Source organism: Carboxylicivirga sp. (genome assembly GCF_982718395.1).
In genome coordinates, this window is sequence record NZ_CEXQWX010000052.1 from 19,820 (window position 1) to 36,748 (window position 16,929).

A 16,929-nucleotide genomic window follows, 5' to 3' on the forward strand; every position below is an offset into this window, starting at 1 on the left:
ATACTTTTATAATCGATCGATACAGTTAAGATCTTCGAAAGCAACTTTTAAGCGCTCAACCAAAGTCTCCTGCCCTTTACGCAACCAGACGCGTGGGTCATAATACTTCTTATTAGGCTTATCATCGCCATCTGGGTTACCAATCTGGCCTTGTAAGTAATCACGGTTAGCAGCTTCGAATTTACGGATACCATCCCAAGTAGCCCACTGAGTATCAGTATCAATATTCATTTTGATTACTCCATAACCAATTGATTCACGAATTTCTTCTAAAGAAGAACCTGAACCACCATGGAATACAAAGTTAACTGGCTTTTCAGCTGTATTATGCTTCTCCTGAATATACTTTTGTGAAGCATCAAGGATCGATGGCTTTAATACAACGTTACCTGGCTTATAAACACCGTGAACATTACCAAATGAAGCAGCTACTGTGAAGTTTGGCGAAACTTCTAATAATTGCTCATATGCATAATTTACTTCCTCTGGCTGAGTATAAAGAAGTGCATTATCAACATCTGAGTTATCAACGCCATCTTCTTCACCACCAGTAATACCTAACTCGATCTCTAAAGTCATACCCATTTTACTCATACGAGCTAAGTATTCTTTACAAGTTGCGATGTTTTCTTCCAATGGCTCCTCTGAAAGATCAAGCATGTGTGAGCTGAATAATGGCTTACCTGTTTCAGCAAAATGCTTTTCACTTGCGTCTAATAATCCGTCGATCCAAGGAAGTAATTTCTTAGCAGCATGGTCTGTATGAAGAACAACAGGTACTCCATAAGCTTCAGCCAAAGTATGAACATGCTTCGCAGCAGAAACTGCACCTAAAATTTGCGCTTCTTGTCCATCTAACTTTAAACCTTTACCTGCATAAAAAGCAGCTCCACCATTTGAAAGCTGAATCATAACAGGTGAATTAACTGCCTTTGCAGCTTCAAGAATACCATTAATAGAATCTGTACCAACAACATTTACAGCAGGCATTGCAAAACCTTCTTCTTTTGCTACTGCTAAAAGTTTACCTAAGTCGTCACCAGTAACAACACCAGGTTTTACAACATCTAATACTCGCTTCATAGCTTTTAATTTATAGTTCGAAATAATAATTTTCTAAAAAACTCTACGAAATTAGTGAAAATCATTGAGAAAAAATTACATTTTTTTAGCACTCAACATCATATCACTTACACTTACCCCCAATTTATAATTACAAATTGAAAGTTACTTTCATGACATATATCACTTATTAAATTGTTTGTCAAGGCATTTGACTAATCAATGAATTGTATAATCACAATTTAAACCTATCAACTCACAAATAAAAGTAGCAAGTACACAAGTTTGTTTTTTGAGTTATTAAAAGAAGTTTAACGATTGTTTACAAACGTCTATTAGAAAGGATAACCAATCGCAAAATTAAAAGCCAAATCATCCCACTTTATTGGACTGACGCCTAACTTCCATCTTTTACCTTCAGGCAACGCGGGATCCCTCGCTTTAATACCCATATCTAATCGAAAAACGAAATAGTCAAAATCGAGTCGCACACCCGTTCCAACCCCAACTGCCAATTGCCTATAAAACTCATCAAATTTGAACAAACCATCTGCATCTATATCGGTATCACCAGTTGGACGAATATTCCATATATTACCGACATCAACAAAGAAGGCGCTCTCAAGTAGCCAAAACAATTTAAAACGATACTCGGCATTTGCTTCCAACTTAATATCTGCAGTTTGATTATAAAAGTCAGATCCTGTTCCCTCCGAAGATCCAGGCCCCAAACCACGAACAGGCCAAGCCCTTATCCCATTAGCTCCACCTGAAAAATAACGTTTCTCAAAAGGCAACACAGTAAGGTTTCCATATGGATATCCAACACCCATAAAAACCCTATAAGCAAAAGAATTAATCTTATTGACATTAATGTGGTATCGCCATTCAATATCTCCTTTTATATATTGAGCGTATCTAATACCTAAGATCTCATTATATTCCTGTTCATCCTCATTCTGTTCATCCCCATTCTGTCCATCCTCTCGTTTAAAAACAGATGTCAGTCCATCAATAATATTCCCCGCCGTTTGAATATTAGCCCTAAAAAAGTGGTAGCTTTTACTTCCAACTATCGACTGCTCGTTATATGTGAAAGTATATGATGTGCTACTTATCAAATGATCTTGGTAACTGTATTTTAAAAATGTAGTATCTATATGATTCGCAAAATCATCATGTATATAGGGTACATTAATAACACTTAAATCGATTGGTGCTATATAATGCGACACCAAAGGTGATGATTTCCATGAATAACCAATGCGACCATTGGCAATAGTACGCGTATAATCAGGTCTGCGCTGGTAATTATACGACAAGGTAAAGTTTGTGCGGGGATTAAAGCGTTTTCTAAAATTTTCAACCTTAAAAGGGATCATAAACTTGGGTAATGTCACAGTTGCATCGCCACCTACCTCAAGCGTCTGAAAGGTTTTATTATCTCTGGATCTTTGATTCTCGCCTCCTACACGAAAACGTAAGTCAAACACCTCACCCCCACGTAAAAAATTCTTATGCTTATATTTAAAACTACCTGCAGCTCCCAGGTAACCTGATGAATTAGTTCCTTCCAGATCAACAGTATAACTTTGAGGTTTTGACGAAGAAAGCTGAATAAAGCAATCTAAGAAACCGTTGCCTTCCGAATCGAATTGCTCCTCAACTTCTCTAAAGCGGATATTGACAAAGCGAAACAATTGCAATTCAGATAATAAGGCCTGCGTTTTTTCTACAAGCTCCTCGTTATAATAATCTCCAGGAGAAATGTAATTAGAGTTGGAAAGAATATCGGCTCTAAAGTCCAGGTTTTCGCCGTAAAGGATTTTACAACCTTCGTATTCGAGACTATCGAATTGACTCAGGTAGGCATCCATATTTCTCAATGCCTTCTTCGGCTCATAACCCACCAAAAAATAGACATCTTTTATCTTAAACTTGCGATGATTAATTATTGAGTCTTCCTGTCCAATTTTCTGAATCCTGTTTTTAACTACAATTAACGAATCATTCACCTGATGGTCGCCCACTGCACTATCAGCTAAAAAATAAACAAACTCTTTACGAAAACCATAATAACCTTTGTTTCGCATCACCTTTGTAATTCGTTTGCGCTCCTCATCATGCAGGTCAGCATCAAATGGCGAACCACTTTGAAGTAACGAATTAATGGTATCAGCATAAACATATTTTCTAATGGAATCATCGTCCACGCGATAACCAACCTGTTTAATACTATACCTTTCTCCGGGATTTATTTCGTACCTGACTTTTGCTTTTTGCTTCTTGTAATATATGACTGTATCATGAACAGTTGAATTGTAATAACCCTTATTATTAAGATACTGCTTTATCTGTTCACTCGACTTTTGTTTTAACAACTCATCATACAATACCGGTTCCTCCCCAATCCGTCTTAGCCACTGATTAAAGCCCTTAGACTCATCACGACCTGATAGATTATATAATCCTAAATGGAAACGCCAGAACCCAAGTATCTTCACATTCTCTTTTTGCCGTACATAATAGTTCAATTCTTCCTTTGATACATCTTTCGCATCATTAACTATTTCGACCTTATTCAGCAAATAGGCATCATCAGGCACATACTTGGTTGAACGGCACGCTGCCATTAACACAAGAATTACGACACCAATAACTGATACTAATCTATTCACCATCACTATTCCGAACACACCCCTGAAAATATAAGGTTTTGAGTCGATTTGTCTTAATTTGCCATAAAGATATTTAATTCGTCCGATAAGATATAACTTTACGGCGGATAAACACATTCAACACTAAAGCCTGTAAAAAATGCTAAGTAAAAACAAACAGAAATTCATTTTGTCCTTAAACAGAAAAAAGGTACGCGAACAGGCCGGAGTATTTGTAGCTGAAGGACATAAACTCGTTAGTGATTTACTTAGTGCCGAATGCATTGCGAAACAATTAATTGCTACTGAAAGATGGATTAAGGAGAATAAGAACCTTTTGACAAGTTCAACTGAAATTACTGAAGCATCTAATGATGAAATCAAAAAAATCTCTACTCATAAAAGCCCCCCTGAAGTAATTGGTATCTTCAATCAGGTAAATAAAGGACTATTACTGGATTCATTGCGTAATGAACTTTGCTTATTTCTGGATGAAATACAGGACCCGGGAAATTTGGGTACCATAGTTAGGTTAGCTGATTGGTTTGGGATCAAACATATTATTTGTTCAACTACTTGCGCTGATATTTACAATGCTAAAACAATACAATCGACGATGGGTGCTATCAGCCGCGTTAATGTTTATTATCAGGAGTCAACAGACTTTCTAAAACAATATACCAGGCTTAACTTACCTGTATACGGAACTTTTCTGGATGGAAAGAACATCTATGATCAGAAACTGAGCAACCACGGTTTGATTATTATGGGAAATGAGGGCAAAGGCATCAGTGAAGATGTTAGTAGGTTTGTAAGTCACAAACTATTCATCCCTTCCTTTCCTGCAGAAACTCCCACCTCAGAATCACTTAATGTATCTGTAGCAACCGCAATTACCTGTGCTGAATTTCGTCGACAAGCATAAGGGCTTTAGTATGGATGCGATCTTTACTCGCATTATACCTATAAAGATCGCATCCTTATGAACGTCTTTTTTAATTACTATTGATAAATTCCCAGACTTTTTCTGCACATTTTTCGCCATCAATGGCTGATGATGCTATACCGCCAGCATAACCAGCTCCTTCGCCACATGGATACAAGCCTTGTACCTGAATATGCTGCAGACTAACTCTATCTCGCGGAATACGTACAGGCGAGGAAGTCCGGCTTTCAACACCTACAACGAGTGCTTCATTGGTTACAAAACCTCGGGCTCTTCGTCCGAAATAATCAAAACCCTTTCGTAAGCGTTCGCCTATATTTTCAGGTAACCAGAAATGAAGTGGTGATGCAACCAAGCCTGGTACGTAGGAGCAATCAGGCAAATCAAATGATAGCTTACCTTCCACAAAATCGGCTAGTGATTGTGCAGGAGCAACAATACCGCTTCCTCCGTTTACAAAAGCAAGACGTTCCAATTCTTTTTGGTACTCCAAGCCACCAATTGCACCTTTATTCTGATATTCCCCTATATCTTCAGGTTTCACTTCAACCACCATACCCGAATTAGCCCAAGGAGAGTTTCGACGTGAAGGTGACATACCATTCACCACCATCTCATCTGCGTCAGTCATGGCCGGAACAATAAAGCCTCCGGGACACATACAGAAAGAATATACACCTCGCTCTTCAATCTGACAGGATAAACTATAGGTTGCTGCAGGTAAATAATCACCACGACCTTTTGGTGAATGATATTGAATCTGATCGATCAATTCCTGTGGATGCTCAACACGTACACCCATCGCCCAGGTTTTAGCTTCGAGCACAATTTTATTATCATTAAGCATGTAATACACATCACGAGCTGAATGGCCGGTTGCCAAAATAACAGCCTGCCCAAGTATGCGATCTCCTTTTTCTGTTTCAACACCAGTAATTTTGTCACTATCCTGAATCAGATTCGTTACTTTCGTATCGAAATGCACTTCTCCTCCCGCATTAATGATAGAAATACGCATCGATTTAATTACCTCAGGTAGTTTGTCGGTGCCAATATGCGGGTGTGCATCAATTAATATCTCGTCGCTGGCACCATGAAAATTAAACACCTCCAATATCTTTCTGAAATCTCCCCGCTTGGTACTTCTTGTATAGAGTTTACCATCGGAAAAAGTTCCGGCACCTCCTTCGCCAAAAGCATAATTCGACTCTGTATTTACTGATTCATTTCGATTCAGCATAGCTAAATCTTTTTTACGCTCGCTAACTCCCTTGCCTCGCTCAAGTACAATTGGACGAAGCCCAAGTTCAATCAAACGTAAAGCTGCGAAATATCCTCCAGGTCCGGCACCTACAATAATAACTGGTGTTTTTTGACTAACGTCGGGATAATCAAAGCGAATAGATTCAGGCTTTGGTGCTTTCGCATTGGCATATGCTTCAATATGCAATTGAACCACTACTATTTTCTGACGTGCATCAATTGATCGTTTTACAACCCGTAAAGAAGTAATTTTATCAGGGGCAACCTTCATCTTTTTAGCCACCAATGGCTTATAAAACTTACTGTCGGATGCCTCCCTCGGGGAAAGTCGTAAAACAATTTCGCGTTTCATTATTCACATAGTTATTATTCACCTTATTTTTCAGGCGAATATTATAAAACGCAAAAGTAACTGAATTTATTCAAAATAGAATGTTAGCGAAAATATTCGGGAATTTAGCCTGTCCAATGCTTCCGTATAAATTATTTCATCTGGTTCACCTGTTCCTTCAGGATTAAGAATATCTGCCAGACCTATTGACATCCGTGCCTCAACGGATAACCTAAAATACGTAAGGTAAAAATCAAAACCTGCACCAAACTCTAAATAACTATCTAATGACTTAAGTAATAATTTATCTTGCTTGTCTTTTGCCAAATCATAACGTGTATTTATACCCCCAACTATGTAAGGTTTGGCATTATGCATTCGAAACGCATTATACTTAAGCAGTAATGGAAACTCCAAAAAGGTAGATTTGATCTTTAAGGGTTCTTCGCGTTCAATAAAATTCCCATCCTTATCGTATCGAATGTAGCTTAGGTTTCGCTGCCCGAAACTAATACCAGGCAGAAACCTCAGATTTAAATCTTTTGTCAATTTATAACTGGATACAATCCCGATATTTAATCCAGGTGTAAGAGTGAGTACATCACTGTAAAGAACATCACCAGCTGCATTGATAGGAGCACCTGTGTTATAAACTCTAAAATCCATAGTATTAACTCCAATAAGAAAACCAAAATGCAGTGGTCGTTCATCAAATGAACGCAAATTGGCTATCCGGCTGTTTTTACCTTGGCCCCAAACAGCTCCCAATTGAGCAATTAAAAATATGACAAAAATGAATCTTTTCAAGGGATGATGTATTTACTTCTATAACTAATTAATGTCAATTTTATTGTTCTCGTTTCTCTGACAAATAAATTGTTGCAATTCCCATGGTTTGCTTAAATCGTTTTACAGGAGTCATTCCAGCTTTGATTAATTCGTCATCGAACGACTGCCCATCAGGAAAACTCAACACAGACTCAGGAAGATAAGTATAAGCAGCTTTATCTTTTGAAACAACACCGCCTAACCAAGGTAAAATATACCTGAAATAAAACAGATACAATTGCTTAAACGGAAAGTATGCAGGCTTCGAAAACTCCAGGACGACCATTTTACCACCAACTTTTAAAGTACGGGCCATATCAGTTAAACCTTTGTTCAGATTCTCAAAATTACGCACACCAAAAGCCACCATCACTGCATCAAAATGATTATCGTCAAACGGCAGATTTTCTGAATCTCCTTCTTGCACAGTAATCACATCATCAAGCCTTTTTTTTGAAATCTTCACCTTGGCAACCTTCAACATCTCCGACGAAATATCAACGCCAACAACTTTACATCCTAAACGACGGTTGGCTTCCAAAGCCAAATCTCCGGTACCTGTTGCCACATCAAGAACAAGAGGTTTATTAATTCCCTTCAAAAGATTAATGGCTCTTTTGCGCCATATTTTATCAATCCCAAGCGATAATAAATGATTTAGAAAGTCGTATTTAGGGGCAATATTATTGAACATACCTGCCACCTGAGTTTTTTTCGAACCTTCTTCTGTATATGGTTTAACCGTCATCTGCTTCAAATTTGCTCAAAAGTAAAAAAAAGGAAGGATTTTAAAGTAATAAAAAAAGAGGATGCTATTTCTACAACATCCTCTTTGTATTTTTTCAGCTGATTACAAGCACTTTTTCAAAACACTGATCATGTGCTCAAACTCAGAATGACTGTATCCTTTGGAAGCATAAATGATTTTGCCTCCTTTATCGATTATGTAATTTCGTGGAATTGACTGGGCAGCAAATTTGCTAAATATCTGTCGATTTTCATCCGGGCAAAAAGGCAAATCAAATTCTTTTTCCTTTGCAAACTTTTCTAATTCTTTAGCACTATGCTCTCTTCCAATTACCAATAGTACAAAATCGTCATTGCTTTTATATTTCTCCCAAACTTCTTTTTGCAATACTGGCAGCTCCTTAAGACATGGGCCACACCAAGTAGCAAAGAAATTAACCAGCACAACTTTACCTCTTAAATCTGCTACGTTTAATTCTCCATCAGGAGTTACAACTTTAAAATCCGGTGCTTTCTCACCAACCACTACTTTATCACTTTCATCTTCATTGGCCCAGGCAACAAATAATCCAGCTGATAAAACCAATATGATGATTGATGATACTCTTAATATATTCTTCATAATAATATTCTCCTCAACTATTCTCCTTCAACCCAAACCTCCAGTTTTTGTTCAAACGCTTTTTTCAAATCAGAGATATAACCAAATGATTCATCATCAATTCGAACTTCACCTTTGGTAACATGCCCAAGAATTGAGAACGGAACATTTGTCTCCATCATGAAATCAACAAAATCATCCTGCTTTTCTGAAGAAACAGAAACAACAACGCGGCTTTGAGACTCTCCGAATAAGAAAGCTTCTTTTCTGATCTCAGCATCAGAGGTAATATCAAAACCAAACTCCATTGGAATACTGGATTCGAGCAGACTAAAGAATAGTCCCCCATTCGAAACATCATGCACCGAACGAACCAAATTTTTTCTTATCATTTCAGAAACGGCATTCTGCAATTCCAGTTCCTCTTCTGAATCGTAATAAGGTGCTGCTGATTTTTTAATATTTAGTATACTACTTGCATATTCCGACGAGTTGACATCATTACGCGATTGTCCTACAAGGAATATCATATCACCCTTATGCCTGAAAGATAATGTGCTATGACATTCTTTATCTTCAACAAGACCAATCATTCCTATAACTGGTGTCGGTGTTATGGCTTTAAGTAAGCCGTTCTCTGAGCGCTGATTATAAAAACTTACATTACCACTTACAACAGGTACTTTAAACTCATTGCATGCTTTAGTTATTCCTTTTACAGAATCCACAAAAGTACCATACACTTTCGGATCATATGGGTTACCAAAATTCAGGCAATCGGACAAGGCAATTGGCTTACCTCCGGCACAAACAATATTTCTGGCTGCTTCGGCCACAGCAATTTGCGCACCAACAAAGGCATCCGATTTCATATACCTTGAGTTGCAGTCCATAGTTGCTGCCAAAGACTTATTTGAACCTTCAATTTTAATAAATGCTGCGTCTGATGGGTAGTCAAAATGATCTGAGTCGTTTCCATTTGGACCATTAAACTTATTGGTCAACCAACTTTTAGAAGTTACATTTAAATTGGACAACATTCTATTTACAACATCCGGATAATGATCAGGCTCATCATAAATGTCCAGGTTAATAGCCGGAAGTTTATCTGTATTTTCTTCAAACTCCCTCTCATAAACCGGAGCTTCTTCGCCCAACATAACCATATTAACTGGTAGTTCGGCAACAACGTTACCTGAATATAAGCACTTGACATTATTTGTATCAGTAACAGTTCCTATTACCGACATAGCTATTTCCAGGCGCTCAATTATCTCTTTTACCTTATCCAAGTCTGATGCAGAAATACAAACCAATACTCTGCCCCAAGTTTGCGACAGCAGGATATCTTTTACCTGAAGTCCCTGATGACGTTGAGGAATTTTATCAACCGTTATTTCCAATCCCGCTTTACCTCGCATTGCCATATCAAGAGCAGCTCCAACAACACCTTGTGTGCCTATCGATTGAACACCTACAAGGTTTACTCTGTCTGATAACTGGTGAATAGCTTCCATCAGTTCTTTCTCGATCGATACATCCATCATCTGATCAATAGAGCTTGGAGGCGTATCAATTTCGGCCAATATATCTGTCTCAAATACATCTGTATCAACACCATCCTTACCTGTGCGTGAACCTATGATCAGCATCAGATTATCTTTTCCTTCTGCTTTTCCATATATCAATTGATCCTTTGGAACGATGCCAATGGCCATATTATTAATAATTGGTGTGGTATTATAACCTCTTGAGAAGAAAGTCTCGCCACCTAAAATAGGTACTTCAAAGCCCCTTTCGAACTCACATATCCCTTCAGCCACTTCTTCAAACAGCCAACGCGCCGTATCGCGTTTACCATCGCCAAATCTTAATGAACTTAAAAATGCAGCAGGCTTCGCTCCCATCGAAAAAATATCACGCATTACCACTCGCAATCCGGTTAGGGCTCCTAATCGAGGCTGGATAGCACAAGGGCTATTATGCGATTCAACTTTAAAAACACATGCATTTCCATCTCCAAGATCAACGACACCGGCATTATCATCACCAGCTTTAACAAGCACATTCTCACCATCGGTAGGCAAAGTGGTTAGCCACTTTAAAGAGTTTTTGTACGTTGCATGCTCTGACCAAAGCCTTGAAAAAAGCTCCAACTCCAATGCATTAGGATGACGGCCTAATAATTCTTTAATCCTTTCAAATTCCTCTGAAGTTAAATCTAACTTCTCAGCTTCTTCTATTGTTGGTAATGTTGTACTCATAACTCAGCATTTTTTAATTGTTCTTTTCTTTATCAGAAACAATTTAATATACATTTGCAGGGTATCGGTCAAGCGGGTATTCAATGTTGAAAGTATAAAAAATAAAGCAAATACCAAACGAACACTTACAATTATCAGGCGTAATTGCATATTGGAAATATATATCAACAATCCTTATAATTTTCTAATCAGGAATATTAATTGATAAACAACATCGATGAAAAAAATAGCTGTTATAACCGGAGCTACTTCCGGAATCGGAAAAGCAACCGCCAGAAAGCTTGCAAAAATTGGCTACAACCTTATTCTGACAGGTCGAAGAAGTGAGAGACTTGAGACCATTAAAGAAGAATTAAAAAGCGAAACCGTCAATATTTTGAATTTATGCTTCGATATTAGAAAAACAGAGGCTATCGACCAGGCCATTCAATCCATACCCGAAGAATGGAAGAGCATTGACATTTTAGTTAATAATGCAGGTCTGGCAGCTGGAGCTGATCCAATATATGACGGGCTTTGGAGCGATTGGGAGCAAATGATTGATACTAATATCAAGGGCTTACTTTATTTTTCGAAGCAAATCATCCCATTCATGATGGAGCGCAAAAAAGGCCACATTGTTAATGTATCATCTATTGCCGGTAAAGAGACATACGCCAATGGTAATGTTTACTGTGCTACCAAACATGCAGTTGAAGCCATTACAAAAGGAATGAGAATTGATCTATTACCTTATAACATAAAGGTATCATCTGTCTCACCTGGCATGGTCGAAACAGAGTTTTCCATTGTACGATACCATGGAGACAAGGAAAAAGCTGACAATGTTTATAAAGGTCTGACACCTCTTTATGAAGATGACGTTGCTGATGCCATCGAATATATGGTAACGCGTCCTGCTCATGTAAACATTAATGATATGCTCATTATGCCAACTGCCCAGGCGAGTGCCGTTTACAACCATAGAAGTGAATAAATGAAATACGCTGCCAAAAGGGTTCAATCGTTTATCCAACAGGTATTTTCAGCTGCAGGAGCCAGGAATGATCATTCAACTTTGGCTGCTGAAGCTCTTATTTCAGCTGATTTACGCGGAGTTGATTCTCATGGAATTGCCCGATTAGCAGGTTATATCCGTTTATGGGAACAGCAACGGTTGAACATACAGCCAAACATTCATGTTGTGCACGAAACACCAAGTACTGCCGTTGTTGACGGTGATAAGGGCGCCGGCCTGATAGTTGCGCAGAAAGCTATGCGTATTGCAATTGAAAAGGCTAAAACAGCCGGTACCGGTTGGGTTGCTGTCAAAAACTCAAATCATTTTGGTATTGCCGGCTACCATGCCATGCTGGCACTTGAACACGATATGATTGGCATCAGCATGACCAATGCCAGTGCTTTGGTGGCGCCAACCTTTTCATCAGATCGCATGTTGGGTACTAACCCTATTGCAGTTGCAATACCGGCAAAAGATGAACCTCCTTTTGTAATGGATATGGCGACAACACCAGCTGCGAACGGCAAGCTGGAAGTTTGTGAGCGACAAAACAAAGATATTCCTCAAGGGTGGGCTCAAACCAAAGAAGGGAATCACACAACCGATAACAGAGCTTTGAAAAATGGAGGTGCTATGCTTCCGCTGGGCTCCGATCGTGAGCATGGCTCGCATAAAGGCTACTGTCTTGGAGCCTGGGTTGATATTTTTTCGGCTGTATTATCCGGTGCGAATTATGGCCCCTGGGTTCCACCTTTTGTTTCATTCTTGTCACCTCCACCAAATCCGGTTGGTGAAGGCATCGGGCATTTTGTCGGTGCCATGCGCATTGATGCCTTCCGGCCTGCCAACGAATTTAAAGAGCACATGGATAACTGGATTCGGGCTTTCAGACAAACGCAGTGCATTGAAGGACAACCCAAGGTTCAAATACCAGGAGATCAGGAAAGAATAATAGAAACCCTTCGGAAAAAAGAAGGTATTGACATTCACCCTTCTGTGATCAACGATCTTCAGCAACTGGCAGAAAAACTAAATATTGATATGCCAGTAAACAGTTCTTGAATCAATCTTTAACTCATCACCTTACCTGATTGATTCAGTGTACGTTAATTTGATGATGAGTATTATGCAATACATTCTTATTCAAAGTGCAATCTTCTCCTTAAGAAAAGATTCTAGAGAGATTAGTCTTGTATTTATTCTGATAATAGTGGATTATAAACCTATCCCATAAATAAAATGGCGCCTGTATCTTTCTCTCTGATCACAAATGCAAAAGGACGATTCACCTTGAACTCCGGTATGGGATTGGGGCCTATGGATGTAATCTCCATCTCAACACTTGTTACAGCAGCTGCTTCCGTTCCTTCCTCGTTCACCTCAATAAAGCTTTTATGCTTAACCTTATTAATTTTTAAGTTGGGGATATTATCTGCATTCATCCGGCCAAAATCAGCGTAATCAGTAAAAGCTGTTGGCATTCCCATTGCACTTAAATTTTCATTCAGTGTTTTTTCATATTTGAATCGGAACTTTGGCAAGTATAAGTTCAGGCCTTTTTTCTGCATTCCATTCATTAAATCCTGCCATACCTTTTCATCAAAAATATCATTTATAGATGCCAACGACTCACCTTGTGCTGGTAATAGTACAATCATTTCAAAATGACTATTTCCATATGGTATAGCAACAGCCATGCACAAGTCTGTTTCATTAACTAACAAATCTGTTTCCACTGTCATTGTTGGTACTTCTAAGGTATTACCACCCTCTAAGTAGAAAGGTTGATCTTTCGTTGCCTGCTTATCAAAGCGATAAGTCCATTGTCCCTTAAAATAGATGGCATTAATTAAAAACATCACATGATCGCCAGATACATTATCAACTATGTCTGGTATCAACCCTTTGGTATTATCACTCACCCAATTGTTAATGATTTGCTTACACTCCTCCGATCTCGAAAAATCTAAACCTTCAATCTCGGCATCATAGTATTTTTGGTTAGTGGATAAAAAGTCTTGTGACACAGAATAATCTTGCCGATACCAAATACTATTAGCAATATGGATATCTACCTTTGAATCTGAATTTATTATCGCCTCCCGAATGGTCTGGTTGGATTGGTTTACTGTTGCAGGGTCTTCATCGGGGTATTGAAGAACAGCACTCATTTCATTTAATGTATTGCCAGATGCTCCATTCCACGTCATCCCTAGAGCCTGAGAAACACTAAATGGCGACAGTAATATATTTTCCTCTTTATCCTTAATAGTTGACTTAAAAAGCTCAAAGCTAAATTGATTCGATGCCTCAACAATTTCTTGTGCTTTCAGGTCTAAATGAATTGGCACATATTCATCAAAGCTTTCATTGTCAGTATTACAAGCCGAAAGTATCATGGCCAATACAATAACAGAAGAGAAGATAATGTTTTTCATAGGGCTGCATTTTTAATGAATAACAGGCTTACCCATAAGATGCCAAATTAAAGGAAGGGTTGCTTCACTAATAGAAAAACAAATACTTATCAGATCTATACAGATTCAAGCAAGGTCTGCTTTCTTCTCAAAGAAGTCATGCAAATTTATGTACGGCTCGTTTTTTACACAAGGCAAGTCGTACAGATTTGCGCATAGCTCATCTTTTTCACAGGGAGTTCATGCTGGTTTATGCACAACAAACTTTTTCTTCAAGGAAATCGTGCAGGTTTACGCACGACTCGTTTTTTTAACAAAGAGACCATGCAGACTTATGCACGTCCATATAGATTCTACATAAAACCTTGTTTTTTTAGCACATCTAATAAAACAGCACTGAAATGTTCATTGTCCGCCTTTTTATATCTAACATCCGTAAATACCTGGGCTAATGTTTCTTTATTATTCTCGGCTACAAAAATTTTGTTCGATGCTAAGCTTTCTTTATCAGCATATAACTGATTGATTTTATCTTCTGTATAATCCTCATAAGTCTCATGATGAATAACCGCCTCTAGAGGTAACCGGTCAACCAGTTCTGGGGTTTCATCGGGGTAACCCAATGTTACAGTAGTGATTGGAACAACTCCCTTAGGCAAATTCAATATATCGATAATTTTATCAGCTAAATAAGTTGTGGTTCCAAGGTAACATATACCCAAACCCTTCGTCTCAGCGGCCACACAAACATTTTGAGCAACTAATAAAGCATCTATTGCAGCCGTTACAAATGATAAAAAGTTATCGTAGCCAGGCTCAGCTTTATTTTGCTTACACCACAAATTAAATCGGTTAAAATCAGCACAAAATGTTAATGTAACAGGTGCCTGTTTGACCATTGGCTGATTAAAATGGCATGGTGCTAATTTTTCTTTCATAGCCTCGTCCTTTGTAATTACAATACTGTATACCTGCATGTTACCAGTCGTAGAGGCTCTGACTCCGGCTTGCAATATATCATTTAAAAGGTCTTCAGAAATAGGCTTTTCCGTATATTTTCGAATTGTCCGGTGTTTTTTTAGAATATCGATCATCATTATAGGATTTTGAAGCCCAAATGTAGAAAATTATGGGACATATTTATATGACATCAATCCATATCTGATCACTCTCCCAGAAAAGTACCTGGATTATTTTTTAAGAAATACGGGTTTAACATTAGACCTCTAGACTCTATATTTGACCAATGTTAAACGGTTAGAATTGTTTAATAGCAAGTAAAGCGATAAAAAAAGAGCGTTCCCGTTGAAACACTCTTTTTATCCAATCCAACAACAACTAAAATATCTAAATTACTTTTAGTTTTCTTAATTCATCCAATAACAAGACCTTGTTATTTTCTTCCATTGAACACATGGGCGAACGAAACACTTCTTGAATTTTTCCCATTTGTGCGATCGCTGTTTTTACAGGAATTGGGTTGGATTCAACAAACATTAAATCCATCAACTCTCTGTATTTGTAAAAAATTTCATTGGTTGCTTCAACTTTTCCACTTAGCGAATTTTCCATTAACAATGAAAACTCTTTTGGAACAACGTTAGCAATTACTGAAATACATCCGTCTGCTCCCAATAAATTAGCTGACGATGCCAGGAAATCATCTCCGCTATATATCTTAAACCCATTGGGTCGCTGAGCGATCAACTCGGTAAATAAGGCCAAATCTCCTGATGCTTCTTTTATACCAATAATATTATCGTAAGCTTTAGCTAACTTAATGGCGTTCGATACTGATATTCTTGATCCTGTACGACTTGGAACATTATAAAGAATAATTGGCACATTTACTGCCTCAGCCACTGTGGCGAAATGCATATACATACCCTTCTCAGTAGGTTTATTATAATATGGGCCCACAACTAAAACTGCATCAACACCTATTGCTTCTGCTTTTCGGGTATATTTAATACATTCATGCGTTGAGTTACTTCCTGTACCTGCAATGACAGGAACTCGACCAGCAACCTTTTTAACGGTTCGCTCAATCAGGAAAGCATCCTCATCGCCTGTTAAAGCTGGCGTTTCACCAGTTGTACCACAAACAACTATACCATTTGTACCCTGCTCCAAATGCCATTCGATCAGTTGATCAAATGCATCAATATCAATCTCTCCATTTGCTTTAAATGGTGTTACAATGGCTACAATCGAACCTTTTAAATCAAATTTCATATATCTAATAATTTGCTTTCAATGTTGGATGATACTCTCCGTCAACTTGAACATCCCATTGTATCTCAATTTAGATACTCAAACGTGTTGAATCGTATCATTTTTCAATCGACTTACATCACTTTATAAAATTCCCAAAGTATCATTTGGTGTCAAAAATATCAATTGCATTGTGTTTATGAAAGTTTTTCAACAAAAAAAACTTCTTTATAACACTTTGTTAATATCTTAACATTGTATATATTTGCAGCAAAAGTGAATCATGAAAACGGTTAGTCAAGCAGTTGAATCGGTTATTAAAGTTAAGCCATTTGTGATTGAGGCACTATGCGAGGGATTGTTAAACATCTCATCCTTAGCACGTCAAATACAACCAATGGTTGAGAAACTAACAGAAAAACCTGTCAAACAAGGAGCTATTGTCATGGCCTTAAACCGTCTGGCTCCACAATTGGACTACTCTCTTAACAGGAATCTACAAAAGCTGCTTGAATCGCTTGGCGACATAATCGTTAGATCAAACCTGACTGATTATACTTTCAGAAACAGCAATACTATATTCAACAGCCACACCAAGG

General features: G+C 38.0%; 14 protein-coding genes. 4 read left to right on the forward strand and 10 right to left on the reverse strand.

Translation table 11 applies throughout. From position 1 onward, the window contains the following. Nucleotides 1–6 precede the first annotated feature (6 nt). Together fbaA and tamL are read right to left on the reverse strand one after the other, a co-directional pair. Nucleotides 7–1,083, reverse strand: coding sequence for a class II fructose-bisphosphate aldolase (gene fbaA, locus AC4MRQ_RS11540; protein ID WP_491197825.1), 1,077 nt, complete (start codon nt 1,081–1,083; stop codon nt 7–9). 314 nt (nt 1,084–1,397) lie between these two features. Then, nucleotides 1,398–3,743, reverse strand: a complete 2,346-nt coding sequence (gene tamL, locus AC4MRQ_RS11545) for a translocation and assembly module lipoprotein TamL (RefSeq protein ID WP_491197826.1) — start codon at nt 3,741–3,743, stop codon at nt 1,398–1,400. Between the two features lie 136 nt (nt 3,744–3,879). On the opposite strand from tamL, the gene AC4MRQ_RS11550 reads away from it, so the two are divergent. Next, nucleotides 3,880–4,644: a TrmH family RNA methyltransferase gene (locus AC4MRQ_RS11550; protein WP_491197827.1), complete on the forward strand. Its 765-nt coding sequence runs from the start codon at nt 3,880–3,882 to the stop codon at nt 4,642–4,644. Between the two features lie 70 nt (nt 4,645–4,714). Here the strand turns inward: AC4MRQ_RS11550 and AC4MRQ_RS11555 are convergent, their stop codons facing one another. The 5 genes from AC4MRQ_RS11555 to purL all read right to left on the reverse strand — a co-directional run bounded on the left by AC4MRQ_RS11555 (nt 4,715) and on the right by purL (nt 10,699). Beyond that, nucleotides 4,715–6,280 (reverse strand): NAD(P)/FAD-dependent oxidoreductase, encoded by a 1,566-nt coding sequence (locus AC4MRQ_RS11555; RefSeq protein WP_491197828.1) that lies wholly within the window; start codon nt 6,278–6,280, stop codon nt 4,715–4,717. Nucleotides 6,281–6,346: 66 nt separating this feature from the next. Beyond that, nucleotides 6,347–7,066, reverse strand: a complete 720-nt coding sequence (porT, locus tag AC4MRQ_RS11560) for a type IX secretion/gliding motility protein PorT/SprT (protein WP_491197829.1) — start codon at nt 7,064–7,066, stop codon at nt 6,347–6,349. 40 nt (nt 7,067–7,106) lie between these two features. Further along, nucleotides 7,107–7,835, reverse strand: coding sequence for a bifunctional demethylmenaquinone methyltransferase/2-methoxy-6-polyprenyl-1,4-benzoquinol methylase UbiE (ubiE, locus tag AC4MRQ_RS11565; protein WP_491197830.1), 729 nt, complete (start codon nt 7,833–7,835; stop codon nt 7,107–7,109). 102 nt (nt 7,836–7,937) lie between these two features. Then, complete coding sequence (locus AC4MRQ_RS11570; protein ID WP_491197831.1) at nt 7,938–8,456, reverse strand: TlpA family protein disulfide reductase; 519 nt, start codon at nt 8,454–8,456, stop codon at nt 7,938–7,940. A 17-nt stretch (nt 8,457–8,473) separates the two neighbouring features. Then, nucleotides 8,474–10,699, reverse strand: coding sequence for a phosphoribosylformylglycinamidine synthase subunit PurL (purL, locus tag AC4MRQ_RS11575; RefSeq protein ID WP_491197832.1), 2,226 nt, complete (start codon nt 10,697–10,699; stop codon nt 8,474–8,476). Between the two features lie 217 nt (nt 10,700–10,916). Here purL and AC4MRQ_RS11580 point away from each other — a divergent pair, with 217 nt between their 5' ends. Together AC4MRQ_RS11580 and AC4MRQ_RS11585 are read left to right on the forward strand one after the other, a co-directional pair. Then, complete coding sequence (locus AC4MRQ_RS11580) at nt 10,917–11,675, forward strand: SDR family oxidoreductase (protein WP_491197833.1); 759 nt, start codon at nt 10,917–10,919, stop codon at nt 11,673–11,675. After that, nucleotides 11,676–12,761, forward strand: a complete 1,086-nt coding sequence (locus AC4MRQ_RS11585; RefSeq protein ID WP_491197834.1) for an Ldh family oxidoreductase — start codon at nt 11,676–11,678, stop codon at nt 12,759–12,761. 161 nt (nt 12,762–12,922) lie between these two features. Here AC4MRQ_RS11585 and AC4MRQ_RS11590 read toward each other — a convergent pair whose 3' ends face one another. The 3 genes from AC4MRQ_RS11590 to dapA form a co-directional block, all read right to left on the reverse strand. Further along, nucleotides 12,923–14,137 carry a serpin family protein gene (locus AC4MRQ_RS11590; protein ID WP_491197835.1) on the reverse strand — a complete coding sequence of 405 codons (1,215 nt, stop codon included), beginning with the start codon at nt 14,135–14,137 and terminating at the stop codon, nt 12,923–12,925. Nucleotides 14,138–14,469: 332 nt separating this feature from the next. Continuing rightward, nucleotides 14,470–15,210: an NADPH-dependent oxidoreductase gene (locus AC4MRQ_RS11595; protein ID WP_491197836.1), complete on the reverse strand. Its 741-nt coding sequence runs from the start codon at nt 15,208–15,210 to the stop codon at nt 14,470–14,472. 253 nt (nt 15,211–15,463) lie between these two features. Continuing rightward, nucleotides 15,464–16,351: a 4-hydroxy-tetrahydrodipicolinate synthase gene (dapA, locus tag AC4MRQ_RS11600; RefSeq protein WP_491197837.1), complete on the reverse strand. Its 888-nt coding sequence runs from the start codon at nt 16,349–16,351 to the stop codon at nt 15,464–15,466. Nucleotides 16,352–16,613: 262 nt separating this feature from the next. Here dapA and AC4MRQ_RS11605 point away from each other — a divergent pair. Then, on the forward strand, nt 16,614–16,929 hold a 316-nt coding region (locus AC4MRQ_RS11605), incomplete at its 3' end, for a hypothetical protein (protein WP_491197838.1).

Excerpts from the sequence above, each read along its gene's own strand:
- fbaA (WP_491197825.1), bottom strand. The coding sequence starts at position 1,083 with ATGAAGCGAGTATTAGATGTTGTAAAACCTGGTGTTGTTACTGGTGAC.
- tamL (WP_491197826.1), bottom strand. The coding sequence starts at position 3,743 with ATGGTGAATAGATTAGTATCAGTTATTGGTGTCGTAATTCTTGTGTTA.
- AC4MRQ_RS11550 (WP_491197827.1), top strand. The coding sequence starts at position 3,880 with ATGCTAAGTAAAAACAAACAGAAATTCATTTTGTCCTTAAACAGAAAA.
- AC4MRQ_RS11555 (WP_491197828.1), bottom strand. The coding sequence starts at position 6,280 with ATGAAACGCGAAATTGTTTTACGACTTTCCCCGAGGGAGGCATCCGAC.
- ubiE (WP_491197830.1), bottom strand. The coding sequence starts at position 7,835 with ATGACGGTTAAACCATATACAGAAGAAGGTTCGAAAAAAACTCAGGTG.
- AC4MRQ_RS11570 (WP_491197831.1), bottom strand. The coding sequence starts at position 8,456 with ATGAAGAATATATTAAGAGTATCATCAATCATCATATTGGTTTTATCA.
- purL (WP_491197832.1), bottom strand. The coding sequence starts at position 10,699 with ATGAGTACAACATTACCAACAATAGAAGAAGCTGAGAAGTTAGATTTA.
- AC4MRQ_RS11580 (WP_491197833.1), top strand. The coding sequence starts at position 10,917 with ATGAAAAAAATAGCTGTTATAACCGGAGCTACTTCCGGAATCGGAAAA.
- AC4MRQ_RS11585 (WP_491197834.1), top strand. The coding sequence starts at position 11,676 with ATGAAATACGCTGCCAAAAGGGTTCAATCGTTTATCCAACAGGTATTT.
- AC4MRQ_RS11590 (WP_491197835.1), bottom strand. The coding sequence starts at position 14,137 with ATGAAAAACATTATCTTCTCTTCTGTTATTGTATTGGCCATGATACTT.
- AC4MRQ_RS11595 (WP_491197836.1), bottom strand. The coding sequence starts at position 15,210 with ATGATCGATATTCTAAAAAAACACCGGACAATTCGAAAATATACGGAA.
- dapA (WP_491197837.1), bottom strand. The coding sequence starts at position 16,351 with ATGAAATTTGATTTAAAAGGTTCGATTGTAGCCATTGTAACACCATTT.